This window comes from Roseovarius sp. (assembly GCF_018066915.1).
Classification (GTDB): domain Bacteria; phylum Pseudomonadota; class Alphaproteobacteria; order Rhodobacterales; family Rhodobacteraceae; genus Roseovarius.
The window spans coordinates 1-23,296 of the sequence record NZ_JAGPVV010000177.1; the positions used below are offsets into that span (position 1 = coordinate 1).

Below are 23,296 nucleotides of genomic sequence, written 5' to 3' on the forward strand. Positions count from 1 at the left end.
CGCGCCGTGTCACCGTCAACTCGCCACCCGAGAGCAGCAACACAGGTGCCGCCCCCGGTGCCAGCCCCGCCTGAACCTCACGCGCCAGCGCGGCATGATCGCGCGCCACATCGCGCGCCTCGCCCTCCAGCGCATCACCCAGAATACGCACGCTGATCCCTTCGGCCCGCGCTACCTCTGCCGCCGCCTCCAGCGATTGCACAGGGGCGGCATAGATCACATTCTTAACCCGGCTGAGGCGCGCATCCTCTGGCGCCACAACGCCGCTTTGTCCAGATAGCACCGCCTGCGCCGACGCCGGCAATTCAATCCCGTAGCGCGCCACGATCCCGAGCGCCTCTGCCGTCGTGCTGGCCTCGCCCACCGTAGGCCCTGATCCGATCATGCCCGGATCATCCCCCGGCACATCGGAAATCAGCAGCGCATGCAGATGCGCCGGATAGGCCGCCGCCGCCAATTGCCCGCCCTTGACCCGGCTCAGATGTTTGCGCAGCACGTTCATCTGGCCAATCGGCGCGCCCGACGCCAAGAGCGCGGCATTGACCGCCTGCTTGTCCGCCAGCGTCATCGCGCCCGCAGGCTGCACGAGCAGCGACGACGCCCCGCCCGACATCAGCGCCAGCACCATATCGCCCTCGCCCAATCCCTCGACCAGCCGCAGCATCCGCGCGGTGGCCGCCAGCCCGGCGGCATCCGGCACCGGATGTGCCGCCTCGACAATCTCGATGCCCTGACAGGGCCGCGCATAACCATAGCGCGTGATCACAAGCCCCTCGCAGGGGCCCCAAGCCGCCTCGACCGCCTCGGCCATGCGCGCGCTCGCCTTGCCCGCGCCGATCACCACGACACGGCCCTCAGGGCGCGCGGGCAGATAGGGGGCAAGGCTCTGCATCGGGTCGGCCACGGCCACCGCCCGGTCAAAGAGGCGGCGCAACAGGGTCTGGGGATCGGTCATGTTTCTGGGGTCTCCGCGTCAGTCGCGCGCACCCTATCGCGGGGCGCAGACCTGCGAAAGCCCCTCAGGACGCCGCACGCTTGGCTTCTCGCGCCAGATGCTTGGCATAAAGACGCGGCGCCAGCACCCGCTCATAAATCAGCGACGCCACCTGCCGCAGCCCCGGCAAGGCCACGATCCGCGCCGCCCAACGATAGCGCGGCAACGCAGCCCAGAGCGCCGCAAACGCCTCGACACCCGAGAGCACGCGCCCATCCTGCCGCACATGCAACCGCCGCGCGGCCTGATCGGGATCAATGCCCCAGTGCTCAAGACCACCGGCGTTGAGGTCTTGGACTGTGACAGGCAGGCCCTTGGCCTCCACATACCCCGCATAATGCGCAATCTCGGCCCGGCAGACCGGGCAGCGGGCATTATAGAGCACGTGGGTTTCGTGGGTCATGTCGGGCCTCCTGAGCTAGGGAGGTAGGGTGAGAGGGACACAGGGGAAGAGGCGCAGAATGTCGCGCCCCTGCCCCAAAGCGCGTCAGGCCCGCGCCACAACTTCGCGCGTAACCAACGCCCCATAGACGCCGCCAAGCACAGCCCCGAACACGACATGCATCACCAGCGTCATGACCGGCGCCATCATGCCAAGGCTCATGCCGAAGACTCCGACCCCCGCCATGGGCATCATAACCACCATCATGATGAGCCAGGCCCCGATGGCGAAAAGGACACCTCTCACCCAGAATTGTTTGCCCGGCAGACTGGTCTGCACCACAGCAAAGCCACCCCCCCAGAGAACAACGCCGATCATGAAATGGACAGCCCAGGCCAGCGCCGCAGAAACGCCCATCATCGCGGCGATCATGGCAATCGGATCGAGACCCGGCATCAGCCCCATGGCCCCTTTCATCAGCATCATCAGCGACATCACAACTGTCGCCGCAAGACCAGCAAGCATTCCTTTTCCCACGTTGGACATGACAATTCCTTTCAAAGTCGTTCTCTAGGCGAACGTGCGATGAACACCCCAACCACCCTCTAGTTCCGTCCGCTCGCGGCCAAGACCAACACGATTACGTGATCACTGGTCTGGTCAGACCGCGATCGAGGCATTGGGGGAAAGGTTTTTATTAACTAAATCAGTTGATTAATATGATCCGTCCGGCTCGGAAACGGATGCCGATAGTTGGGTTTGGCATCCGTTGGGGCCAATATAATACAAGCCCTACTTGCGGCCCGCTCGGTAGGTGAAACCCACCATCCTATCCCCGTCATTCCCGCGAAAGCAGGACTCTCCAACGTGACAAGAGATCCTCGGATCAAGCCCGAGGATGACGAGAAGGGGGCGCAATTGGAGCATCTCAAGGGGGCCGAAACTACTCCCCCAACCGTCCCCACAAATCATACTCCCCCGCCTCGTCCACCACAACCGAAACGATATCGCCCACGGCGATCCCATCCGTCCCCTCATCAATAAACAGGTTCCCGTCGATCTCAGGCGCGTCGGCTTTGGTGCGGCAGGTGGCGATGCCATCGGCGTCGATCTCGTCCACGATCACGTCCATCCGCTGCCCCACCTTGGCCGCCAGCTTGGCCTCGGAAATCGCCTGCGCCTTTTCCATGAAGCGATCCCAGCGCTCTTGCTTGACCTCTGCCGCCACATGATCGGCCAAGGCGTTTGACCGGGCGCCTGCGACATTCTCGTATTGAAAACACCCCACCCGGTCCAACTGCGCCTCATCCAGCCAATCGAGCAAAGTCTGAAACTCCGCCTCGGTCTCGCCCGGATAGCCCACGATAAAGGTCGAGCGCAGGGCGATCTCGGGGCAATCCCGCCGCCATGCCGCAATCTCGTCCAATGTCTTGGCCGCCGCCGCAGGCCGCGCCATGCGCCGCAATACCTCGGGATGCGCATGCTGGAACGGAATATCCAAATAGGGCAGCACCAACCCCTCAGCCATCAGCGGAATGAGGTCGCGCACATGCGGGTAGGGATAGACATAATGCAGCCGGACCCATGCGCCCAGTGACCCCAGATCGCGCGCCAGATCGGTGATATGCGCGCGATGCCCCCGCTCTTCGGCATGGCGGATGTCAACGCCATAGGCCGAAGTATCCTGAGAGATCACCAAGAGTTCCTTGACGCCGCTTTCCACCAGCTTGGCCGCCTCGCGGATCACCGCATGGGCCGGGCGGCTCTGCAACTTGCCGCGCATGTCGGGGATGATGCAGAATTTGCACTTGTGATTGCAGCCCTCGGAAATCTTGAGATAGCTGTAATGGCGCGGCGTCAGGCTGACACCAGAGGCGGGCAAGAGATCAATGAACGGATCGGGGCTGGGCGGCACCGCCAGATGCACGGCATCCAGCACCTGCTCATATTGATGCGGCCCGGTCACGGCCAGAACGCGGGGATGCACCCCGGTGATATACTCGGGCTCTGCCCCCAGACACCCTGTGACAATCACCCGGCCGTTCTCGGCCAAAGCCTCGCCAATTGCCTCGAGGCTCTCGGCCTTGGCACTATCGAGAAAACCGCAGGTGTTGACGATCACCGCATCGGCCCCGGCATAGTCGGCCGAAATCCCATAACCCTCGGCGCGCAACCGCGTCAAAATCCGCTCACTGTCCACCAACGCCTTGGGACAGCCAAGGCTGACCATGCCAATGGTCGGCTGGCCCGCGCGGGGCGTGTCAGTCAGACGCGCACGCGGCGCGAGATCGGGGCGGAGGTTGGGCGGGTTCTGGGACATGCGCGCGATATACTCTGCCCCCGCCCGCCCGCAAAGCCCAAAAGCGGTTGCCCCCCGCCACCCCACACGCCTAGACTGTGCCCGAGTGGAGCAGGCAAAGGGGGCGATGCCATGCGGTGGCTGTTTCGACTGTTGGGGCTGGTCATGGTCATGGCCGCCATCATCCTTGGCGCGCTCTTTTTCCTGCCGGGCGAACGCATCGCGCGCATCGCCGCCGACCAGATCACCAAGGCGACCGGCCGTCAGGTCACCATGTCCGGCGACACCAAGATCAGCTTTTATCCCATTCTCGGCGTGTCCACGGGCGCAGTCGAAATCGCCAATGCCGACTGGTCCGACGCAGGCCCGATGCTGCGCGCCGACAGTCTCAAGATCGGGGTGGAACCGCAGGCGCTCTTTGGTGGCGACATTCGCATCACCGGGCTCGAGGCGGTCAATCCCGAGATCCGGCTGGAACGCGCCCGCGACGGGCGGGTGAATTGGGAACTGGGGGTCGAGGGCGTGGCCCCCTCCGGGCAATCGGATGGCACCCTTGCCACCTCGAACCGGCTCGCGCTCACCCTCGACCGCGCGCTCATCACCGGCGCCAGCCTCAGCTATACCGATCACGCCACCGGCACGGTGCAGGCGTTCCGTAACATGGATTTCGATCTGCGCTGGCCCGATTACGACGGCACCGCAACCTTTGAGGCGGTGCTGCGTCAGGGCAGCGCGCCCGTGACCCTCTCAGGCCATCTCGATCAGGTCGGGCAATTCATCGACGGGGCGGTCACGGCCCTCTCGGCGCGGCTATCGGGACCGGGGGGCAGCGTGGCCTTTGCCGGGCGCGGTGGCGCGCAGCCGCAACTCCAAGGGCGGCTCGACATCGACCTTGACGATACCGATGCCTTTCTGGCAGCACTTGGCCTTGACCGGCTGGACCTGCCCCGTGGTTTTGGTGCCAGCGTCAAAGGCGGCACCGACCTCACGCTCACCGACGCGCTGCAACTCTCGCTGCGCAATCTCGCGCTCAACTTGGGCGGCAATGCCATCGCCGGGGCGGCGGATATTTCCCTTGCGGGCGATGTGCCGCGCATCAACGCCCAACTCAACGCCGGTGCGCTTGACCTCTCGCAGTTCGCAGGGGCCGACAGCAATGGCACGGCCAGCCCCGACAGCGGCTGGTCCAAGAGCGCGATCGACGCCAGCGCCCTTGCCCTCGCCAATGGGGAAATCGCGCTCATCGCCGACAGCATCAATCTGGGCGATCTGAAACTGGGCAAGACCCGCAGCCTGATGACACTGGACAATTCCCGCGCCGTGTTCGAACTGCGCGAATTGCGCGCCTATGACGGGCTCGTCACCGGGCAATTCATCGCCAACAACCGCTCTGGCCTCTCGGTCGGGGGCAACCTTGCGGTGAGCGATCTCAACCTCGAGCGATTTCTGACCGATGCGGCGGGCATCACGCGCTTTGCCGCCGCAGGCAGCGGCGAGGTAGAGTTTCTGGGCGTGGGCAATTCCGTGGATGCGATCATGCGCTCGCTCTCGGGCAAGGGGGCCTTGCGCACTGGGCGCGGGGTGATTTCCGGCTTTGACCTCGACCGGCTGATGCGCGCGGGCGATGTGACGGGCGGCACCACGATCTTTGACGCGATGACGGCAAGCTTTACGATGAATGGCGGCAACCTCATCAACCAAGACCTCGCCATGCGCCTGCCGCTCGCCCGCGCCTCGGGTCAGGGGCGCATCGGGCTTGGGGCGCGCGACATCGACTATCTCTTCACGCCCGTCCTGCTCGAGGGCGACAATTCTCGCGGCCTTGCCATCCCGGTGCGCATTGAGGGGCCATGGGCCAACCCCCGAATCAAACCCGATCTGGAAAAGGCGGTGCGCATGAACCTCAAGGCCGAGCGCGACAAGCTGGAGCAAGAGGCCAAGGACCGGCTGGAACGCGAACTGCAGGAACGGCTGAACCTCGCCCCGCAAGAGGGCCAGAACCTCGAAGATGCGCTGCGCGAAAAGATCGAGGACAAGGCCGCGCGCCAATTGCGCAAGCTCTTCGAGTGAGGCGCGCGCAGATTTGAGTATTTTTGGAACGATGAACGAGGGGCCGCGCCCATGAGTGAGGTCAAGGCGCAGTATGAGGCCTATCCCTATCCCGCCCGCGATCCGGCGGACGAGGCCAAGCGCCTGATCACCGGCTCGCCCTCGCATGTGCTGGAAATTGACCATTTCCTCTTTCAGGGGCGGCGCGACTGGAGCAAACCCTTGCGCGCGCTCATTGCGGGCGGCGGCACGGGCGACGGGCTCATCCAACTGGCGCAACAGATGAAGGACGCAGGGCGCGCAGCCGAGATCACCTATCTCGACCTCTCCACCGCGTCGCGCGCCATTGCCGAGGAGCGCGCCCGCGTGCGCGGCCTGAGCGGTATCCGCTTTGTCACCGGCAGCCTGATGGACGCGGCCAGCCACGGCCAATTCGACTATATCGACTGCTGCGGCGTGCTGCATCATCTGCCCGACCCGGCGGCGGGATTTGCCGCGCTCTTGGCGGCGCTCGCGCCCGGTGGCGGCATGGGGTTCATGGTCTATGCCCCCTATGGGCGCGCCGGGGTCTATCCGCTGCAAGAGGCGTTCGGCGCGCTCTACGCAGGCCTGCCGCCCGAGGCGCGCCTCAGAGCCGCCAAAGAAGTGGTGATCACCCTGCCCGACGGGCATCCGTTCAAATCCAACCCCAATCTTGGCGATCACAAGGACAGCGACGCAGGCTTTTACGACCTGCTCCTGCATTCCCAAGACCGCGCCTTTGATGTGACAACGCTTGTGCAGACGCTTGATCAAACCGGCTGGGCGCTCTCGGGCTTTGCCCTGCCGGTGCTCTATGATCTCAGCCGCATCACCGCCGCGCCCGATCACCTGAGCGCAACCGCGCGCATGGCCGTGGCCGAAAAGCTGCGCGGCACGATCAAGACGCATGTGGGCTATGCCATCCGCGCGCGCGAGGGGCGCAGCCCCGCAATGGGCCGCGACCGCACCCTCATCCCACATCTCAAGGGCCTGCGCGCGCCTGACCTTGCCCGCGCCATTGCGAGCGGCCAGACGCCCAAACTGCGATTCAACGGAATCGAGGCGCGGCTTGCCCTGCCAAAAGAGGCGGCCCCCCTTCTGGCCGCCATCGACGGGCGGCGCAGCCTGACAGAGATCGCGCAGGCCACCGGCACTGATCCCATCGCCTTTGGCAGCCTCTGGGCGCGGATCGAGCGCGATTTGGCCGATCACGGCCTCCTGCTCTATTCCAGCATCCTGCGCCCATGAAAAAACCGCCGCCCGGAGACATCCGAACGGCGGTTTCTATCTCGATGCAAACCGGCTCAGGCGGCCAGCGCACCCTTGGCTTGGTCCACGATGGCAGCAAAGGCTGCGGGCTCGTGCACGGCCAGATCGGCCAGAACCTTGCGGTCCACCTCGACCCCGGCCAGTGCCAGACCGTTGATGAAGCGCGAGTAGGTCAGCGATTCATCGTGGGCGCGCACCGCCGCGTTGATCCGCTGAATCCACAGCGCGCGGAAATTGCGCTTGCGGTTCTTGCGGTCGCGGGTCGCGTATTGGTTGGCCTTGTCGACGGCCTGTGCGGCCACCTTGAAGGTGTTTTTACGGCGGCCATAGTAACCCTTGGCGGCCTTGATGACTTTCTTGTGACGGGCGTGGGTGACAACCCCACCTTTGACGCGTGACATATCCTAAATCCTCCTTAGCGCGCGTAGGGCATCATCGGCTTGATGATCCCTTCATCAGGCCTCGACAGCGTGGTCGTGCCACGGGCGTTGCGGATGAATTTCTTGGTACGTTTGATCATGCCATGGCGCTTGCCGGCCTGTGCGGCCACCACGCGGCCAGAGGCCGTCACTTTGAACCGCTTTTTGCAGCTCGACTTGGTCTTCATCTTGGGCATTTCCGGCTCCTCTTGTAGGTCGGTAGAACCACACGACTCGGCATGCCACATCTGGCCGGTCCTGCGGGATGAGCGCGCCGTATACGCGGCACCACGAGTTTGTTCAAGAGGGTTTGCGCGCCGAATTTGCGCCGCTCACCCAACATAGCGCGCGATCACGCGCACCAGCACCTCGGGCAGGTCACCGAAACTGTAGCCGCCCGGCTTGTGGCTGATCGCCCAGACCACCAGCCCGCCCGACGCCATCAGCGTAAAGGCCGCCACGCGCGGCGGATGCCCTTCGGAAAAGGCCGAGAGGATCGAAGGTATGGAAAACACCCCCAGCACCATGCCAATGGCCATCGCCAGATCAGGGTCCATCACATACCTCCGGAAAATACCTTGAACTCAACAGCCCGAGTTTAACCCGGATCGGTGGCGTAAATCAAACTTTCCTGACATGGGGCCACACGCAGGATATTGGTCGTGCCCGGCATGTTGAAGGGCACGCCCGCAACAACCACGATCTGATCGGCTTCGGTCGCGTATCCATGCGCCCGCGCCGCCCGCGCGGCATTGATCACCGCCATCTTGAAGCGCGTCAGTTCCCCGGTCATGACACAGGTCACACCCCAGGTCAGCGCCAGCCGCCGCGCCGTGCCCAAGAGACTGGTCAGCGCCAGAATCGGCACACGCGGCCGCTCGCGCGCGGTCAAGAGAGCGGTTGTGCCCGATTCCGTATAGCAACAGATCACCTTGATATCGGCGGTCTCCGCAATCTCGCGCGCAGCGGCGACGATGCCGTCGGCCACGGTCTGACGGTCCACCCGGCGGCTCGCTTCGATCACCTCGCGATAGGTCGGATCGCTCTCGACCTCGATCGCCACGTTGTCCATCGTGCGCACCGCCTCAACGGGGAAATGCCCCGCCGCCGATTCCGCCGAGAGCATGATCGCGTCCGACCCTTCATAGATCGCGGTCGCCACGTCCGAGACCTCGGCGCGCGTGGGCATCGGGCTGTCGATCATCGATTCGAGCATCTGCGTCGCCACGATCACCGGCTTGGCCGCGGCCCGGCAACGCCGGATCAACCGCTTTTGAATGGGCGGCACATTCTGCACCGGCAATTCCACCCCCAGATCGCCGCGCGCCACCATGATCCCATCGCTGACCGCCAGAATCTCGTCAAACCGCTTTACGCCCGCAGGCTTTTCGATCTTCGACATGATCGCAGCCCGCCCCTTAACCAAGGCCCGCGCCTCGGTCACATCCTCTGGCCGCTGCACGAAACTCAGCGCCAGCCAATCCACCCCCAGATCACAGATGAATTCCAGATCCGACAAATCCTTTTCCGACAGCGCCGCCAGCGGCAGCACCACATCGGGCACGTTCACGCCCTTACGATTCGAAATCGTGCCGCCCGCGATCACCTCGCAATCGGCATACTCCGGCCCACAGGCGGTCACGCGCAGACGGATTTTGCCATCATTGACCAGCAGGTTCGCCCCCGGCTCCAATGCCGCGAAAATCTCGGGGTGCGGCAGGCAAACGCGGCTAACGTCCCCCTCAGCCTCGTTGAGATCAAGCCGGAACGCCGCCCCGGCGATCAATTCCTCTTCACCCTTGGCAAAAACCCCCACGCGCAGTTTCGGCCCCTGCAAATCGCCCAGGATGGCAATCGGGCTGTCCAGATCTTCCTCGACCTGCCGGATGATCCGGTGCCGTTCGGCAATATCGGCCTGCGTGCCGTGGCTCATGTTGAGACGAAACACATCCGCCCCCGCCTCGTGCAGCGCGCGGATCGTATCATAATCAGACGAGGCCGGGCCCAGTGTGGCCACGATCTTGACATTGCGGTTGCGTCTCATCTCATGCGTCCTTCATCTCTTGTATCGTCGGCAATGTTAACGCTAACACCGCCCTTTCGCGCCTTATCGCGCAATTCACATTGTCTCGCAACTGTTCTAAAGGACGATGACAGGAAAAACCAAGCCAATGATGTATCACCCTTTTCAGATTGACGGGCAGGACCGCCCCGAACGCTGGCTCGTGACCTGCGATCACGCCAGCAATTGCGTGCCGGATTTCGTCAACGGCGGCTGTCTTGGCGTGGCCCCCGCCGACATGGCCCGCCATATCGCCTATGACGTGGGCGCCGCCGGTGTCACCCGCGCGCTCGCAGAGGCGCTGAATGGTCCCGCCATCCTCAGCAATTTCTCGCGCCTCGTGATCGACCCCAACCGGGGCGAGGATGATCCGACCCTCGTGATGCGCCTCTATGACGGCACCATCATTCCCGCCAATCGCCACGCCGCGCCTGAGGATATAGAGCGCCGCCTCAACCGGCTTTACCGTCCCTATCACACCGCGCTGGCCGAATTGGCCGCGCGCCGCGCCGATACGGTCATTGTCTCGATCCACAGCTTCACGCCGCAATTGCGCGGCCGCCCACCCCGGCCCTGGCATATCGGCCTGCTCTATGCCGCCGATGCGCGTCTGGCCAAGCCGCTTCTGGCGCGCCTCACCCAAGAGCCTGACCTTTGCGTCGGCGATAACGAGCCTTACACCGGCCATCTGCCCGGCGATGCCATCGCCCGCCATGCGATTGCCTATGAGCGGCCCAATGTGCTGATCGAATTGCGCAACGACCTGATCGAGACCCCCGCGCAACAGACCGCTTGGGCGCTCCGCCTCGCCCCCATCCTGCAAGAGGTCGCGGCCCAGACCGGCCTCTGACCCATCCCTCAAAGGAGAGTGACCATGGACGACCAGACCAGAATCGAGCTTGAGGCCGCCGCCTTTCGTGCCCTGCGCGCGCATCTGATGGAAAAACGCCCCGATGTGCAGAATATCGACATGATGAATCTCGCCGGTTTCTGCCGCAACTGCCTCAGCCGCTGGTATCAAGAGGCCGCCAACGCCCGTGGCATCGAGATGTCCAAGGACGACGCGCGCGAAATCTTCTACGGCATGCCCTATGACAATTGGCGCGCACAGCATCAGACCGAGGCCAGCGCCGAGCAGAAATCCGCCTTCTCCAAATCCTTCGCCGAGAATGTCGGCCCCAAGGACTGACCGCACCTTTCATCGTTCTCCAAATACTCAAATTCCCTGCGCCCGAGAGGACACGATGACCGCGCCCTACCGCCTGCATTACGCCCCCGACAACGCCTCGGTCATTGTCCGCCTCACGCTTGAGGAATTGGGCGTGCCCTATGAAACGGCGCTGCTGGAACGCTCGAAACAGGCGCACGCCGCCCCCGCCTATCTGGCGCTCAACCCCGGTGGGCTGATCCCCACGCTCGAAACGCCCGAGGGGGCGATTTTCGAAACAGGCGCGATCCTCCTTTGGCTTTCCGACCGGCACGGGCGGCTGGCCCCTGCCCCCGATGCGCCCGCGCGCGGCGATTTTCTCAAATGGCTCTTCTACCTCGCGAATACCGCCCACACCGCCCTGCGCATGAGTTTTTATGCCGAGAAATACGTGGGCCATGACCGCGACGCGCAGCACCTCTTGCGCAGCACGATGCAGGCGCGTTTTGGCGATTGTCTGGATATCCTCGAAACCCGCGCCGCGCCGTGGTTCTCGGCCCAAACCCCCTCGGTGCTCGATTACTACCTCGCCTGCCTGATGCGGTGGCGCGCGCTCTATCCCGAGGGCCTGCGCGGCAGCTATGACGCAAGCGCATGGCCGCGTCTGCACGCGCTGCTGACGCATCTCGAATCCCGCCCCGCAACCCGCCGCGTGGCCGCCGCCGAAGGCTTGGGCGCGCGCCCCTTCACCGCGCCCGATTATTGCAATCCGCCCGAGGGCAGCGCCACCTGATCCGATCACATGGCAAGGAGCCACCCTTGAAGCGTCGCTTTCGGACAAGTAGATCAAGGGGCAAGCGGCGATAAGACCCGCAATCAGGGAGCGCGCCTTATGTTTCTATCCGTCTTCGATATGTTCAAGGTGGGCATCGGCCCCTCCTCCTCGCATACGATGGGGCCGATGGTCGCCGCCGCGCGTTTCTTGGATAAAATGCGCGCCTCCCCCTTCCATTACGCCGGGTTGCGCGGCTCGCTGCATGGCAGCCTTGCCTTTACCGGCGTGGGCCATGCCACCGACCGCGCCACGATCCTTGGCCTCGCGGGCTTTCTCCCCGACACCTATGATCACGACCGCGCCGAGGCCACGCTGGAAGAAATCCGCGACAGCCACACCGTCACGCCCCCCGGCCTGCCCGCGCTCAAATTCCACCCCAAGGAAGACCTGATCTTCGATTTCGGCCCCAACCTGCCCGGCCATGCCAATGGCATGATCCTGATGGCCACCGACGCCCAAGGCGATGTGATCCTGCAGGAAACTTATTATTCCATCGGCGGCGGCTTTGTGCTGACCGACGCGGAACTGGCCGCAGGCAAGGCCACCGACGACGGCACGCCCATCCCCTACCCGTTCAAATCCGCCGCCGAAATGCTGGAAATGGCCGAACGCTCGGGCAAGAGCATCGCCCAGATGAAACGCGCCAATGAGGTCGCGCGCGGCGGCCCGGAAAATCTGCGCTCTGGCGTGGCGCGCATCTGGCAGGTGATGAACGACTGCATCGAACGCGGCCTCAACGCCGAAGGCATCCTGCCCGGCGGCCTCAAGGTCAAGCGCCGTGCCAAGGGCATCCGCGACGCGCTCGTGGCCGAACGCGGCACCAACCTCACCGCCCCGCACAAGATCAACGACTGGATGAGCGCCTATGCCATGGCGGTGAACGAGGAAAACGCCGCCGGTGGTCAGGTCGTGACCGCCCCCACCAATGGCGCGGCAGGCGTGGTGCCGGCGGTGATCAAATACTGGCTGGAGCATGTGCCCGGTGCCCATGAAAACCAGATCGAGGAATTCCTGCTCACCGCCGCCGCCATCGGCGGTCTGGTGAAATACAACGCCTCCATCTCGGGGGCCGAGGCAGGCTGTCAGGCCGAGGTGGGCAGCGCCGCCGCCATGGGCGCGGCGGGGCTTGCGGCGGTCTTGGGCGGCACCCCCGCCCAGATCGAAAACGCCGCCGAAATCGCGCTTGAGCATCACTTGGGCATGACCTGCGACCCGGTGCGCGGTCTGGTGCAGGTGCCTTGTATCGAGCGCAATGGTCTGGGCGCGATCAAGGCGGTCTCTGCCGCCTCTCTCGCCCTGCGTGGTGATGGCACCCACCTCGTGCCGCTCGACGCCTGTATCGAGACCATGCGCCAGACCGGCCTCGACATGAGCGAGAAATACAAGGAAACCTCTTTGGGCGGTCTTGCGGTCAATATCCCGAATTGTTGAGGGGACAAGTCGCCCCAATCTCCAAAGCGCGGAATCAAGGTGCCGCAGGCACCGCCGCGCAGCGCCCGTCCGCCCCCTCGGGCGGGCGCTTTTGCAACGTTTCATCTCAGCAAGAACGCGGAAGACTTGGCAGGCATAAATTGCCTATCATATCTGTTGATGCACCCACCCGGCGGACAGGCACCGCGCGGCTCTCCGCTTGGGTCCAAAGGTCACAAAACCTCCAGCACCGCCTCCGGTGGCCGCCCGATCACGGCACGCACAGCACCAATCGCAATCGGCCGCTCGATCAGGATCGGATGCGCCGCCATGGCCGCCAGCAAATCCTCTGCCGCACTCTCGCGCGCCAATCCCAGCGCCTTGAACTGCGGCTCGCAGGGCCGCATCATCTCAATCGGCGCAACACCCAACAGCGCCAGAACACGCCGCACCTCTGCCACACTCGGCGCCTCCTCCAGATAGCGCCGCACCACCACATCCGCCCCATGCTCCTGCAACAGCGCTAACCCAGCCCGCGATTTGGAACACCGCGGATTGTGCCAGTAGGTGATCAGAGCCATGCGTCCCGCCCGGTGCCCACCGCCTCGGCCACGCTGCCAAACCCATCGCGCGCCAAGAGCCGCTCCAGCCCCCGCGCGATCTCGGTCACAAGCGACATCCCCTGATACACCAGCGCCGAATAGAGCTGCACCGCCGTCGCCCCGGCGCGGATCTTGGCATAGGCCTGCTCTGCGCTGGCAATCCCCCCCACGCCAATCAGCGGCATTTCTCCGCCCGTCAATTGCGACAGCCGCGCCAATACCCGCGTTGATTTCTCAAAGAGTGGCTGCCCCGACAGCCCCCCCGCCTCAGCCTTTGCTGCACTCACCAGCCCCTCACGGCCCAGCGTGGTGTTGGTGGCGATAATCCCGTTAAGGCCCGAGGCCCGCGCCACATCGGCGATTTCGCTCAATTCCACATCGCTCAGATCCGGCGCGATCTTGAGAAAGACGGGGATCGGCTGTGGCAACCAATCGCGCGCCTCCATGACCCCTTTCAAGAGGCCCATCAGCGCCTCTGCCCCCTGCAACTCGCGCAGTTTCTCGGTGTTGGGGCTGCTCACATTCACCGTGGCGAAATCCAGATGCGCGCCGCAATGCGCCAGAACGCGGGCGAAATCCTCGGCCCGGTCGGCGCTGTCCTTGTTGGCCCCAAGGTTGAGGCCGATCACGGCATCCTTTGGCCGCGCCGCCAACCGGGCCGCCGCCGCCTCCATCCCGAGATTGTTGAACCCGAACCGGTTGATCACCGCCCGATCCTCGCTCAGCCGAAAAAGACGCGGGCGCGGATTGCCCGGCTGCGCGCGCGGCGTGACCGCCCCCACCTCGATAAACCCAAACCCGGCGCGGCTCAGCGGCCCCAGCGCCTCGGCGTTCTTGTCAAACCCCGCCGCCAACCCCACCGGATTGGGCAGGCGCAGCCCCGCCAGATTGGTCCGCAGCCGCGCGCTTGTATGCGGCCCCGGCGTGGGCACCAGACCCAGTTGCAACGCGCGGAGCGCCAGACCATGCGCCCGCTCCGGATCGACCCGGTGCAAGAGGCCAAGACCCAGACGCTCCATCCCGCTCATTCCAGACCTGCCGGAAACTGATGCACGCCCGCCACCAGTGGCAGGGGCTGTGCCCATGCCACATCCGACAGGCGCATCTCGCGGTAGAGATGCGGAAAGAGCGCGCCGCCGCGCGACGGCTCCCATTTCAGAGCGTCACCCAAGCGGTCCACCTCCACCGCCACCAGCATCAGGCCCTCGACCCCGGCGAAATGCTTGGCCGCTGTCTCGGCCGCCTGTTCAGCGGTGGAAAAATGCACATAGCCATCCGCCACGTCCACCGGCGCGCCGACACTCTCGCCCGCCGCCCGCAGTTGGGCCCATTCCGGCCCGCGCAATATCTTGTATATCATCATAGAGGCGTGATGCCTTGGCCCCGCCCGCGCGTCAAGCGATGCTTGAGGCCCGCGCCCCAATCGGCTAGGCAGAGGGTTCGACCACGAAAGGGCAGCCCATGGCATTCACCATTGCAATCGACGGTCCCGCTGCGGCGGGCAAGGGCACCATCGGGCGTGCCTTGGCCGCGCATTTCGGCTTTGCCCATCTTGATACCGGCCTGCTCTACCGCGCAACCGGGCGGCGCATGCTCACGGGGCTCGACCCGGTCGAGGCGGCGCACTCCCTGCGCCCCGAGGATCTCGACGCCGACGACCTGCGCACCCCCGACGTCAGTCAGGCCGCCAGCCGCGTGGCCGCCATCCCCGAAGTGCGTCAGGCGCTTCTCGATTTCCAACGTGCCTTTGCCCGGCGCGCGGGCGGGGCCGTGCTCGACGGGCGCGACATCGGCACCGTCATCTGCCCCGAGGCCGAGGTCAAACTCTACGTCACCGCCTCCGATGCCGAGCGTGCCCGCCGCCGCCATCTGGAACTGACCGGCAAAGGCCATACCGTGACCCTCGACGAGGTGGCCCAGGACCTGCGCGAACGCGACGCCCGCGACAGCGCCCGCGCCACCGCCCCCCTCAAACCCGCCGAAGACGCGGTGCAACTCGACACCTCCGAGATGACCATCGAAGAGGCCACCGCCCGCGCCATCGCCATCGTCACCGCCGCCCAAGGCTAGGGACCCTCCCGGCAAGATATCGCCCATCCGGGTTGCATGCCCGGCCATGGCCCTTAGGTTTGTCTGCAACAGGCCCGCCCTGTTGCAAACGCAAACCAGAGCCGAAAGGAGGCAGCATGTCCTTCCAAAAGACACTGACCGCATCCACCACCGCCATCGCCTTGGCCCTCGCCGCGGCCCCGATGACCGTCTTCACCGCCCAGAGCGTCGCGGCGCAAGAGGCCGGGGACTATTCCGCGCAAGAGCTTGACGCCTTCACCAATGCCCTGCTCGAAGTGGCCAGCGTGCGCGAGAAATACACCCCCCTCCTCCAGAGCGCGGAAACCGAGGATCAGCAGGCCGCCATCGTCGAAGAGGCCAACGCCGAGATCACCGAAGTGATCGAAGCCACCGACGGCCTGACCATGGACAGCTATCTCGAAATCGCGCAGGCCGCGAGCGAGGATCAGGCGTTGAACCAGCGCATCGTCAAGCGCGTTCAGGCCAAGGACAAAGCCCTCCAGTAACCTGTGACCCACCGGGGGCACTCCTGCCCCCGGTTCCCTCACCCTTTGACTGGAACGACCCGGAGATATTTGCGATGACCCGCCCCCTCGCCTTGGCCGCCTGCCTCATGGCATTGGCCAGCCCCGCCCTCAGCGATTCGACCGAACTCAGCGATACCGGCTCTTGCCCCGGCTGCGATCTGACAGAAGCCGCCTTTGCCGGTCAGGCATTCATCGGGGCCAACCTCACTGGCGCCACGCTTGAGGATAGCGACTTTTCCACCACTGACCTCTTTCTCGCCCAGTTGGACGAGGCCCGCGCCGACCGCATCAACCTGCGCGATGCCTCGCTCAAGGCCGCGACCTTTGTCGGCGCATCCCTGCGCGACGCCGACTTTCGCGGCGCGGACCTGTCCGGGGCCCGGCTCAAGGATGCCGACATCACCAACGCCCGCTTTGACGGGGCGATTCTGTGCAACACCGTGATGCCCGACGGCGAACTCAGCCGGGAAGGCTGCCGGTAACGGCCCCGCTCTGATCGCTGAATCCCGACAGGCTTGATTATCCCGCCAAGCCCCTGTATACGCGCGCCTGTCACCATAGGCGAATAAGGCCACAGGACAAAGGGATCGAGCAGGGTCGGAACCACCGGCCCTCTTTGTTTTGTGACCCGCCCGACCAACGAAACCCTGAAAGACCGGCGGAGACAACCGCACGGCCAGAAAACCGTTAAAAGGAAACCAGAGACCACATGGCTCAACATACATCTATGGAGGAATTCGAAGCCCTCTTGAACGAAAGCTTCGAAATGGACACACCCGAGGAAGGGTCTGTTGTCAAAGGCCGCGTCATCGCAATCGAAGCGGGACAGGCCATCATCGACGTCGGCTACAAGATGGAAGGCCGCGTTGATCTGAAAGAATTCGCAAATCCCGGTGAGACCCCCAACATCGCCGTCGGCGATGAGGTCGAAGTGTTCCTGCGTTCCGCCGAGAACGCCAAGGGCGAAGCCGTGATCAGCCGCGAGATGGCCCGCCGCGAAGAGGCATGGGACCGTCTTGAAAAGGCTTATGCTGACGAAGAGCGCGTCGATGGCGCCATCTTTGGCCGCGTCAAAGGTGGCTTTACCGTCGATCTGGGCGGTGCCGTGGCCTTCCTGCCCGGCTCTCAGGTCGATGTCCGCCCCGTGCGGGACGCCGGCCCGCTGATGGGTCTCAAGCAGCCGTTCCAAATCCTCAAGATGGACCGCCGCCGGGGCAACATCGTCGTGTCGCGCCGCGCCATCCTCGAAGAAAGCCGCGCCGAACAGCGCGCCGAGGTGATCGGCAACCTGACCGAAGGCCAGACCGTCGACGGTGTGGTCAAGAACATCACCGAATACGGCGCCTTCGTCGATCTGGGCGGTGTGGACGGCCTCTTGCATGTCACCGACATGGCATGGCGTCGCGTCAACCACCCCTCCGAGATCCTGACAATCGGCGAAACCGTCAAGGTGCAGGTCATCAAGATCAACAAGGACACCCACCGCATTTCGCTGGGCATGAAGCAGCTTCAAGAAGATCCGTGGGATCTCGTGGCCGCCAAATACCCGCTCGAATCGGTGCACACCGGCCGCGTGACCAACATCACCGATTACGGCGCATTTGTTGAGCTGGAGCCGGGCGTCGAAGGTCTGGTTCACGTCTCGGAAATGTCCTGGACCAAGAAAAACGTCCACCCCGGCAAGATCGTTTCGACCTCTCAGGAAGTCGAAGTCATGGTGCTGGAAATCGACGGTGCCAAGCGGCGCGTGTCGCTCGGTCTCAAGCAGACCATGCGCAACCCGTGGGAAGTGTTTGCAGAAACACACCCCGAGGGCACCGAGGTCGAGGGCGAAGTCAAGAACATCACCGAATTCGGTCTGTTCATCGGTCTCGAAGGCGAGATCGACGGCATGGTCCACCTCTCGGACCTCAGCTGGGACGAGCGCGGCGAAGACGCCATCCAGAACTACAAGAAGGGCGACATGGTTCATGCCGTCGTGTCCGAAGTCGACATCGAGAAAGAGCGTATCTCGCTCTCGATCAAGGCTCTGGGCGGCGACAAGTTCTCCGAAGCCGTTGGTGGCGTCAAGCGTGGCTCGGTGATCACCGTGGCCGTGACCGCCATCGAGGATGGTGGCATCGAAGTGGAATATGAGGGCATGAAGTCCTTTATCCGCCGCTCCGACCTGTCGCGTGACCGTGCCGAACAGCGCCCCGAGCGTTTCTCGGTCGGGGACAAGCTCGACGTGCGCGTGACCAATGTCGACGCCAAGACCCGCCGTCTGGGTCTGTCGATCAAGGCCCGCGAAATCGCCGAAGAGAAAGAAGCCGTCGAACAGTATGGCTCGTCGGACTCGGGCGCGTCGCTGGGCGACATCCTCGGCGCAGCCCTCAAGGGCGACCGCTAACCAGACCGCAACCGGCACCCCGCCGGTTGCTGTTTGTCAGACACGAAACGGCCCCACCGATCCGGCGGGGCCGTTTTGCGTTTGGAGGCTCCAATCTCGTGTCGACCTGCATCCGTTGCGCTGCGCGGGGTGCTTGGGATCAAAGCCAATTTTATCCCCCCTCAACTCTCCTGCCGCACCGCCCCGACAACCGCCTCCATCACCTGATCCAGCACCGCCGGATTGAGCGCCTCTGCCATCACCCGGATCATCGGTTCCGTCCCCGAAGGACGCACCAGCAACCGCCCATCGCCGCCCAAGAGCTTTTCTGCCGCCGCCACGGCGCTTTGCACCGCATCCGATCCCATCGGGTTCTTGCCCTTGGCAAAGCGCACATTGATCAGCTTCTGCGGCACCGGTTCGAACACCTGCGCCAGACGGCTTGCCCGCTCGCCGGTCTCGATCATCGCCGCCAGAAATTGCAACGCCCCGATCAACCCATCCCCAGTGGTGGCATAATCCGTCATCACGATATGGCCCGACTGCTCTCCGCCCAGATTGTGCCCGCCCGCGCGCATCGCCTCGACCACATAGCGATCCCCGACCGCCGTGCGCTTGAGCGTGATCCCCTGCGTCTCCAGATGCCGCTCGAGCCCCAGATTGGACATCACCGTCGCCACCAGCGTATTGCCCGCCAACCGGCCTTCCTTGGCCCAGCGCGTCGCAATCAGCCCCATGAACTGATCCCCGTCAGCGATCCGGCCCTGTTCGTCGATCAACACCACCCGGTCGGCATCGCCATCCAGACAAATGCCCAGATCGGCCCGCGTCTCAAGCACCCGGCGCGCAGCGGCCTGCGGCTTGGTCGATCCGCAATCGAGGTTGATGTTGAACCCGTCCGGCTCCACCCCCATCGGGATCACCTCGGCCCCCAATTCCCAGAGAACCTCTGGTGCGGTGCGATAGGCCGCGCCATTGGCGCAATCGAGCACGATCCGCAGCCCCTCCAACCGCCGCCGATGCGGAAAGGTGGTCTTGGCATATTCCACATAGCGCCCGCGCGCGTCCTCGATCCGCTTGGCCCGGCCAATATTCTCGGGCGCGGCCAGCCGCGTGCCCTCATCCAGCAGCCGCGCAATCCCCGCCTCCGCCTCATCGCTCAGCTTGTAGCCATCCGGCCCAAAGAGCTTGATCCCGTTGTCAGAGGCCGGGTTGTGACTGGCCGAAATCATCACCCCCACATCGGCCCGCAAACTATGCGTGAGATAGCCAATCGCCGGCGTCGGCACCGGCCCCAGCAGAAACACGTTCATACCCGTCGAGGTGAACCCGGCCGTCAGCGCATATTCGATCATATAGCCCGACAGCCGCGTGTCCTTGCCGATCACCACGCGATGCTCCTGCTTGTCGCGGCGGAAATACCGCCCCGCCGCCGCCCCCAGCCGCAGCGCCACATCCGCCGTCATCGGCCAGCTGTTGGCCTGCCCCCGGACCCCGTCCGTCCCAAACAGCTTTGCACCCATCGTGTCTCTCCTTATCCACCTAACGCCACAGGCGTGCCCGTTTTCCCCTACAGGACCCCGCAACGCGTTGACACACCCGATTCGACCACCAATACAGTCAAATCCAGAGGTTTTGCGTCAAAGGGCATGTAACATGAAAATTGCGATGATCGGAACGGGCTACGTGGGCCTTGTCTCCGGGGTATGTTTTTCCGATTTCGGCCATGACGTGACCTGCGTCGACAAGAACCCCGACAAGATCGCGATGCTCCTGCGCGGCGAGGTTCCGATCTTCGAGCCGGGGCTTGACGCCCTCATGGCCAAGAATGTCGAGGCCGGTCGCCTCCGCTTCACCACGGACTTGGCCGAGGCCATCGACGGGGCCGAGGCGGTGTTCATCGCCGTGGGCACCCCCACCCGGCGCGGCGACGGGCACGCCGACCTCAGCTATGTCATGGCCGCCGCCGAAGAGATTGCCCGCGCCGCCAAGGGCTATGTGGTGATTGTCACCAAATCCACCGTCCCCGTCGGCACCAACCGCGCCGTCAAGAAGGTGATCAAAAAGGCCAACTCGAGCCTCGATTTCGATGTCGCCTCCAACCCCGAATTTCTGCGCGAAGGGGCGGCCATCGACGATTTCATGAAACCCGACCGCGTCGTCGTCGGCGTCCAGACCGACCGCGCCGCCGAAGTCATGGCCGAAATCTACCGCCCGCTCTACCTGCGCGACTTTCCCATCGTCACCACCGATCTCGAATCCGCCGAGATGATCAAATACGCCGCCAACGCCTTTCTCGCGACCAAGATCACCTTCATCAACGAAATCGCGGCCCTCTGCGAACGCACCGGCGCGGATGTGAAACAGGTCAGCCACGGCATCGGCCTTGATGGGCGCATCGGCAACAAATTCCTGCACGCAGGCCCCGGCTATGGCGGCTCCTGCTTTCCCAAGGACACGCGGGCGCTTGCCCGCATTGGTCAGGACCACGGCCTGCCCATGCAGATCACCGAAAAGGTCATCACCGTGAACGAGGAGATGAAGCGCCGAATGATCGACAAACTGCTCGATCTCTGCGACGGCTCCTTCAACGGCAAGACCATCGCCATCCTCGGCGTCACCTTCAAGCCCAACACCGATGACATGCGCGATGCCCCCGCGCTCACCATCATTCCCGCCCTTGTCGGCGGCGGCGCGCGCGTACGCGTGACCGACCCTCAGGGTCAGCGCGAGGGCGAGGCGCTCTTGCCCGGTGTTGTCTGGCACGACGACCCCTACAAATGCGCCAACAAGGCCGATCTCCTGGTCCTGCTGACCGAATGGAACGAATTCCGCGCCCTCGACCTCAAACGTCTGGCGCGCAAGATGACCAGCCCCCGCATGGCCGACCTGCGCAACATCTACTCGGTCAAGGATGCCAAACGCGCGGGCTTCATCGCCTATGACAGCATCGGCCGCCCCGCCTATCGCCATGACGCCACCCCGCAACAGGACTGAGCCAAGATGACCGACACCCCGAAAACCGCCGCCCCGAAAACCGCCGTTGTCACCGGCGCCGCCCGCGGCATCGGCCTTGCCACCACCCGGCAGTTTCTGGCCCAGGGCTGGCGCGTGGTGATGATCGACCGCGACGCGCCCGCGCTGCAAGAGGCCGCAAGCGCACTCTCGGGCGTTGATCCGGTGCTCTGCGATGTCTCAGAGCCCGATCAGGTGGCGCGCATGGCCGCGCATGTGACCGCCACCGCCGCTTCTGTCGATGCCCTCGTCAACAACGCCGGCGTGGCCGATTTCGGCCCCCTTGCCGAAACCGATTTCGCCCGCTGGCGCACCGTGATGGAGACCAATCTCGACGGCGTGTTCCTGATGTCTCAGGCGCTCCGCGATGCGCTCTGCGCGGCGCAGGGGGCCATCGTCAATATCGCCTCCATCTCGGGCCTGCGCGCCTCGACCCTGCGCGTCGCCTATGGCACCTCCAAGGCCGCCGTCAAACACCTGACCCTGCAACAGGCGGCAGAGCTTGGCGAATTCGGCGTGCGCGCCAATTGCGTCTGCCCCGGCCCGGTCGCGACCAAGCTCGCCATGGCCGTGCATACCCCCGACATCATCGCCGCCTACCATGACGCGATCCCCCTCAACCGCTATGGCAGCGAGGATGAAATCGCCTCTGTCATCACCTTCCTCTGCTCTCCAGCCTCCAGCTATGTCACCGGCCAGATCATCGCCGTCGATGGCGGGTTCGAGGCCACCGGCATCGGCCTGCCCGCTCTGCGCGGCTGAGGCGCGCAAGAAAAACCCGCCCCGGATCACTCCGAGGCGGGTTCATGTTGCCCGTCAAGCCCGGGACGCGCATCAAAAGACGCAAAGATCGGGCAAATTCTTACTTCTGCGCCGCCGTCACGATGAACTCGACCAGATAGTCCGGCGTCGCAAGCTTGGCCTCACCGGCCGCGCGCGCGGGTGTGTGGCCCTGCGGCACCCAAGCATCCCAGACCGCATTCATCTCGGCAAAATCCTTCATATCGGCCAGCCAGACGATGGTTTGCAGGATGCGCGTCTTGTCGCTCCCGGTCTCGGCCAACAGCGCATCGACCTGCGCCAGACAGCTTTTGGTCTGCTCGGTCACGTTGTCGCCGGGCTTGCCAACCTGGCCTGCCAGATAGACGATGCCGTTATGCACAACCGCTTGGCTCATGCGGGGGCCGGTATGAAGACGGGTAATCTCACTCATGGGATGTCCTTTCAGATATGGTCCCGCCCCTTTTAGGCAGCCCGACCAACCCGCGCCAGTGCCAATCGCTACATCCACCACCGCGCCCGGTCATGCCGCGCAAGCCAGCCGCTGACGCTGAAATGATCCCGCCGGATCAGCAGAACCAGCGCGATGAAGGCCGCCAACACCGCCAGATCAATCACTTGGTTGCGATTGACGGGAAATCCCCGGTCATTCACGGCGAAAGGGTCAAAGAACCCTTCCCAGCGCCGCGTCACGGTAAAGAAATGCATGATCAGCAGGCTGCCATAGGAAAAGTATCGCAGCACCCCCAGCGCCACCAACAGGCACAGCACAATCTGCGCGCCCCCGGCCAGATACACTTGGCTCAGGCTCACGTCGATCTTGTCGATATTGCGCGCAAGGTCCTGATATTGCCCCGGCGTGATGATCTTGTGCGCCGCCCAGAGGAAAATGAACCACGCCAACCCCAGCCGCAGCACCAGAACCGCCAGCGCATCCAGCTTGTCCTGCGGTGACAGAATGATTTTCTCGTGCAATGCCATATGAACCAATCCCCGTTCCAAACACCTTCTGGCTAACGGCATGGACTCGCACATTCAAATCACAGC

General features: G+C 64.2%; 26 protein-coding genes. 12 read left to right on the top strand and 14 right to left on the bottom strand.

Annotation, left to right across the window (positions count from 1 at the left end):
• The 4 genes from KBT70_RS09520 to rimO all read right to left on the bottom strand — a co-directional run.
• Positions 1 to 955: DUF4147 domain-containing protein (locus KBT70_RS09520; protein ID WP_296631917.1), on the bottom strand; the 955-nt coding region annotated here is incomplete at its 3' end.
• Between the two features lie 64 nt (positions 956 to 1,019).
• Entirely contained in the window at positions 1,020 to 1,397 is a 378-nt protein-coding gene (locus KBT70_RS09525) for a DUF393 domain-containing protein (protein WP_296631921.1), read from the bottom strand.
• Positions 1,398 to 1,481: 84 nt separating this feature from the next.
• Entirely contained in the window at positions 1,482 to 1,922 is a 441-nt protein-coding gene (locus KBT70_RS09530) for a DUF6789 family protein (protein WP_296631925.1), read from the bottom strand.
• A 397-nt stretch (positions 1,923 to 2,319) separates the two neighbouring features.
• Positions 2,320 to 3,696, bottom strand: a complete 1,377-nt coding sequence (rimO, locus tag KBT70_RS09535) for a 30S ribosomal protein S12 methylthiotransferase RimO (protein WP_296631931.1) — start codon at positions 3,694 to 3,696, stop codon at positions 2,320 to 2,322.
• Between the two features lie 111 nt (positions 3,697 to 3,807).
• Here rimO and KBT70_RS09540 point away from each other — a divergent pair, with 111 nt between their 5' ends.
• Together KBT70_RS09540 and KBT70_RS09545 are read left to right on the top strand one after the other, a co-directional pair.
• A complete protein-coding gene (locus tag KBT70_RS09540) occupies positions 3,808 to 5,745 on the top strand; it encodes an AsmA family protein (RefSeq protein WP_296631934.1) in 1,938 nt (645 codons plus the stop codon).
• Positions 5,746 to 5,796: 51 nt separating this feature from the next.
• Entirely contained in the window at positions 5,797 to 6,993 is a 1,197-nt protein-coding gene (locus tag KBT70_RS09545; protein ID WP_296631936.1) for a class I SAM-dependent methyltransferase, read from the top strand.
• Positions 6,994 to 7,049: 56 nt separating this feature from the next.
• On the opposite strand, the gene rplT is transcribed toward KBT70_RS09545, so the two are convergent.
• From rplT to pyk, 4 genes are all read right to left on the bottom strand, one after another.
• Complete coding sequence (gene rplT, locus KBT70_RS09550; RefSeq protein ID WP_296631939.1) at positions 7,050 to 7,415, bottom strand: 50S ribosomal protein L20; 366 nt, start codon at positions 7,413 to 7,415, stop codon at positions 7,050 to 7,052.
• Positions 7,416 to 7,429: 14 nt separating this feature from the next.
• Positions 7,430 to 7,630 carry a 50S ribosomal protein L35 gene (gene rpmI, locus KBT70_RS09555; protein WP_296631942.1) on the bottom strand — a complete coding sequence of 67 codons (201 nt, stop codon included), beginning with the start codon at positions 7,628 to 7,630 and terminating at the stop codon, positions 7,430 to 7,432.
• A 135-nt stretch (positions 7,631 to 7,765) separates the two neighbouring features.
• Positions 7,766 to 7,990 (bottom strand): hypothetical protein, encoded by a 225-nt coding sequence (locus KBT70_RS09560; RefSeq protein WP_296631944.1) that lies wholly within the window; start codon positions 7,988 to 7,990, stop codon positions 7,766 to 7,768.
• A 41-nt stretch (positions 7,991 to 8,031) separates the two neighbouring features.
• Positions 8,032 to 9,477, bottom strand: a complete 1,446-nt coding sequence (gene pyk, locus KBT70_RS09565) for a pyruvate kinase (protein ID WP_296631947.1) — start codon at positions 9,475 to 9,477, stop codon at positions 8,032 to 8,034.
• A 127-nt stretch (positions 9,478 to 9,604) separates the two neighbouring features.
• Here pyk and KBT70_RS09570 point away from each other — a divergent pair, with 127 nt between their 5' ends.
• The 4 genes from KBT70_RS09570 (at position 9,605) to KBT70_RS09585 (ending at position 12,908) form a co-directional block, all read left to right on the top strand.
• Complete coding sequence (locus KBT70_RS09570; protein WP_296632059.1) at positions 9,605 to 10,345, top strand: N-formylglutamate amidohydrolase; 741 nt, start codon at positions 9,605 to 9,607, stop codon at positions 10,343 to 10,345.
• A gap of 24 nt (positions 10,346 to 10,369) precedes the next feature.
• Entirely contained in the window at positions 10,370 to 10,684 is a 315-nt protein-coding gene (locus tag KBT70_RS09575) for a DUF1244 domain-containing protein (RefSeq protein WP_296631949.1), read from the top strand.
• A gap of 55 nt (positions 10,685 to 10,739) precedes the next feature.
• Positions 10,740 to 11,435: a glutathione S-transferase family protein gene (locus KBT70_RS09580; RefSeq protein ID WP_296631953.1), complete on the top strand. Its 696-nt coding sequence runs from the start codon at positions 10,740 to 10,742 to the stop codon at positions 11,433 to 11,435.
• 99 nt (positions 11,436 to 11,534) lie between these two features.
• Positions 11,535 to 12,908, top strand: a complete 1,374-nt coding sequence (locus KBT70_RS09585) for an L-serine ammonia-lyase (protein WP_296631955.1) — start codon at positions 11,535 to 11,537, stop codon at positions 12,906 to 12,908.
• A gap of 212 nt (positions 12,909 to 13,120) precedes the next feature.
• On the opposite strand, the gene arsC is transcribed toward KBT70_RS09585, so the two are convergent.
• From arsC to KBT70_RS09600, 3 genes are read right to left on the bottom strand one after another with little or no spacing between them, the layout of a single operon-like run.
• Positions 13,121 to 13,468 (bottom strand): arsenate reductase (glutaredoxin), encoded by a 348-nt coding sequence (gene arsC / locus KBT70_RS09590; RefSeq protein WP_296631957.1) that lies wholly within the window; start codon positions 13,466 to 13,468, stop codon positions 13,121 to 13,123.
• Complete coding sequence (locus tag KBT70_RS09595; protein WP_296631961.1) at positions 13,459 to 14,517, bottom strand: quinone-dependent dihydroorotate dehydrogenase; 1,059 nt, start codon at positions 14,515 to 14,517, stop codon at positions 13,459 to 13,461. Before KBT70_RS09595 ends, arsC begins: the two co-directional genes overlap by 10 nt.
• Positions 14,514 to 14,852, bottom strand: a complete 339-nt coding sequence (locus KBT70_RS09600; RefSeq protein ID WP_296631964.1) for a DUF952 domain-containing protein — start codon at positions 14,850 to 14,852, stop codon at positions 14,514 to 14,516. The genes KBT70_RS09595 and KBT70_RS09600 overlap by 4 nt, the downstream gene beginning before the upstream one ends.
• Before the next feature lie 98 nt (positions 14,853 to 14,950).
• Here KBT70_RS09600 and KBT70_RS09605 point away from each other — a divergent pair, with 98 nt between their 5' ends.
• The 4 genes from KBT70_RS09605 to rpsA all read left to right on the top strand — a co-directional run bounded on the left by KBT70_RS09605 (position 14,951) and on the right by rpsA (position 18,475).
• Positions 14,951 to 15,559 carry a d(CMP) kinase gene (locus KBT70_RS09605; RefSeq protein ID WP_296631967.1) on the top strand — a complete coding sequence of 203 codons (609 nt, stop codon included), beginning with the start codon at positions 14,951 to 14,953 and terminating at the stop codon, positions 15,557 to 15,559.
• A 116-nt stretch (positions 15,560 to 15,675) separates the two neighbouring features.
• Positions 15,676 to 16,065, top strand: a complete 390-nt coding sequence (locus KBT70_RS09610; RefSeq protein ID WP_296631970.1) for a DUF4168 domain-containing protein — start codon at positions 15,676 to 15,678, stop codon at positions 16,063 to 16,065.
• Positions 16,066 to 16,139: 74 nt separating this feature from the next.
• Positions 16,140 to 16,568: a pentapeptide repeat-containing protein gene (locus tag KBT70_RS09615; RefSeq protein ID WP_296631972.1), complete on the top strand. Its 429-nt coding sequence runs from the start codon at positions 16,140 to 16,142 to the stop codon at positions 16,566 to 16,568.
• Positions 16,569 to 16,795: 227 nt separating this feature from the next.
• Positions 16,796 to 18,475 carry a 30S ribosomal protein S1 gene (rpsA, locus tag KBT70_RS09620; protein WP_296631975.1) on the top strand — a complete coding sequence of 560 codons (1,680 nt, stop codon included), beginning with the start codon at positions 16,796 to 16,798 and terminating at the stop codon, positions 18,473 to 18,475.
• 161 nt (positions 18,476 to 18,636) lie between these two features.
• On the opposite strand, the gene glmM is transcribed toward rpsA, so the two are convergent.
• Complete coding sequence (gene glmM / locus KBT70_RS09625; RefSeq protein ID WP_296631978.1) at positions 18,637 to 19,977, bottom strand: phosphoglucosamine mutase; 1,341 nt, start codon at positions 19,975 to 19,977, stop codon at positions 18,637 to 18,639.
• A 133-nt stretch (positions 19,978 to 20,110) separates the two neighbouring features.
• On the opposite strand from glmM, the gene KBT70_RS09630 reads away from it, so the two are divergent.
• Positions 20,111 to 21,451, top strand: a complete 1,341-nt coding sequence (locus tag KBT70_RS09630) for a UDP-glucose/GDP-mannose dehydrogenase family protein (protein ID WP_296631981.1) — start codon at positions 20,111 to 20,113, stop codon at positions 21,449 to 21,451.
• 6 nt (positions 21,452 to 21,457) lie between these two features.
• The gene (locus KBT70_RS09635) at positions 21,458 to 22,231 is read left to right on the top strand and encodes an SDR family oxidoreductase (RefSeq protein WP_296631984.1); all 774 of its coding nucleotides are present in this window, start codon (positions 21,458 to 21,460) and stop codon (positions 22,229 to 22,231) included.
• A gap of 100 nt (positions 22,232 to 22,331) precedes the next feature.
• Here the strand turns inward: KBT70_RS09635 and KBT70_RS09640 are convergent, their stop codons facing one another.
• Positions 22,332 to 22,682, bottom strand: a complete 351-nt coding sequence (locus KBT70_RS09640) for a RidA family protein (RefSeq protein WP_296631987.1) — start codon at positions 22,680 to 22,682, stop codon at positions 22,332 to 22,334.
• Positions 22,683 to 22,750: 68 nt separating this feature from the next.
• The gene (locus tag KBT70_RS09645; protein WP_296631990.1) at positions 22,751 to 23,230 is read right to left on the bottom strand and encodes a hypothetical protein; all 480 of its coding nucleotides are present in this window, start codon (positions 23,228 to 23,230) and stop codon (positions 22,751 to 22,753) included.
• Positions 23,231 to 23,296: the final 66 nt, after the last annotated feature.

Bases quoted from the DNA above. Each gene is read 5' to 3' on its own strand.
- KBT70_RS09525 (WP_296631921.1), bottom strand. From the start codon at position 1,397: ATGACCCACGAAACCCACGTGCTCTATAATGCCCGCTGCCCGGTCTGC.
- KBT70_RS09530 (WP_296631925.1), bottom strand. From the start codon at position 1,922: ATGTCCAACGTGGGAAAAGGAATGCTTGCTGGTCTTGCGGCGACAGTT.
- rimO (WP_296631931.1), bottom strand. From the start codon at position 3,696: ATGTCCCAGAACCCGCCCAACCTCCGCCCCGATCTCGCGCCGCGTGCG.
- KBT70_RS09540 (WP_296631934.1), top strand. From the start codon at position 3,808: ATGCGGTGGCTGTTTCGACTGTTGGGGCTGGTCATGGTCATGGCCGCC.
- KBT70_RS09545 (WP_296631936.1), top strand. From the start codon at position 5,797: ATGAGTGAGGTCAAGGCGCAGTATGAGGCCTATCCCTATCCCGCCCGC.
- rplT (WP_296631939.1), bottom strand. From the start codon at position 7,415: ATGTCACGCGTCAAAGGTGGGGTTGTCACCCACGCCCGTCACAAGAAA.
- rpmI (WP_296631942.1), bottom strand. From the start codon at position 7,630: ATGCCCAAGATGAAGACCAAGTCGAGCTGCAAAAAGCGGTTCAAAGTG.
- KBT70_RS09560 (WP_296631944.1), bottom strand. From the start codon at position 7,990: ATGGACCCTGATCTGGCGATGGCCATTGGCATGGTGCTGGGGGTGTTT.
- pyk (WP_296631947.1), bottom strand. From the start codon at position 9,477: ATGAGACGCAACCGCAATGTCAAGATCGTGGCCACACTGGGCCCGGCC.
- KBT70_RS09570 (WP_296632059.1), top strand. From the start codon at position 9,605: ATGATGTATCACCCTTTTCAGATTGACGGGCAGGACCGCCCCGAACGC.
- KBT70_RS09575 (WP_296631949.1), top strand. From the start codon at position 10,370: ATGGACGACCAGACCAGAATCGAGCTTGAGGCCGCCGCCTTTCGTGCC.
- KBT70_RS09580 (WP_296631953.1), top strand. From the start codon at position 10,740: ATGACCGCGCCCTACCGCCTGCATTACGCCCCCGACAACGCCTCGGTC.
- KBT70_RS09585 (WP_296631955.1), top strand. From the start codon at position 11,535: ATGTTTCTATCCGTCTTCGATATGTTCAAGGTGGGCATCGGCCCCTCC.
- arsC (WP_296631957.1), bottom strand. From the start codon at position 13,468: ATGGCTCTGATCACCTACTGGCACAATCCGCGGTGTTCCAAATCGCGG.
- KBT70_RS09595 (WP_296631961.1), bottom strand. From the start codon at position 14,517: ATGAGCGGGATGGAGCGTCTGGGTCTTGGCCTCTTGCACCGGGTCGAT.
- KBT70_RS09600 (WP_296631964.1), bottom strand. From the start codon at position 14,852: ATGATGATATACAAGATATTGCGCGGGCCGGAATGGGCCCAACTGCGG.
- KBT70_RS09605 (WP_296631967.1), top strand. From the start codon at position 14,951: ATGGCATTCACCATTGCAATCGACGGTCCCGCTGCGGCGGGCAAGGGC.
- KBT70_RS09610 (WP_296631970.1), top strand. From the start codon at position 15,676: ATGTCCTTCCAAAAGACACTGACCGCATCCACCACCGCCATCGCCTTG.
- KBT70_RS09615 (WP_296631972.1), top strand. From the start codon at position 16,140: ATGACCCGCCCCCTCGCCTTGGCCGCCTGCCTCATGGCATTGGCCAGC.
- rpsA (WP_296631975.1), top strand. From the start codon at position 16,796: ATGGCTCAACATACATCTATGGAGGAATTCGAAGCCCTCTTGAACGAA.
- glmM (WP_296631978.1), bottom strand. From the start codon at position 19,977: ATGGGTGCAAAGCTGTTTGGGACGGACGGGGTCCGGGGGCAGGCCAAC.
- KBT70_RS09630 (WP_296631981.1), top strand. From the start codon at position 20,111: ATGAAAATTGCGATGATCGGAACGGGCTACGTGGGCCTTGTCTCCGGG.
- KBT70_RS09635 (WP_296631984.1), top strand. From the start codon at position 21,458: ATGACCGACACCCCGAAAACCGCCGCCCCGAAAACCGCCGTTGTCACC.
- KBT70_RS09640 (WP_296631987.1), bottom strand. From the start codon at position 22,682: ATGAGTGAGATTACCCGTCTTCATACCGGCCCCCGCATGAGCCAAGCG.
- KBT70_RS09645 (WP_296631990.1), bottom strand. From the start codon at position 23,230: ATGGCATTGCACGAGAAAATCATTCTGTCACCGCAGGACAAGCTGGAT.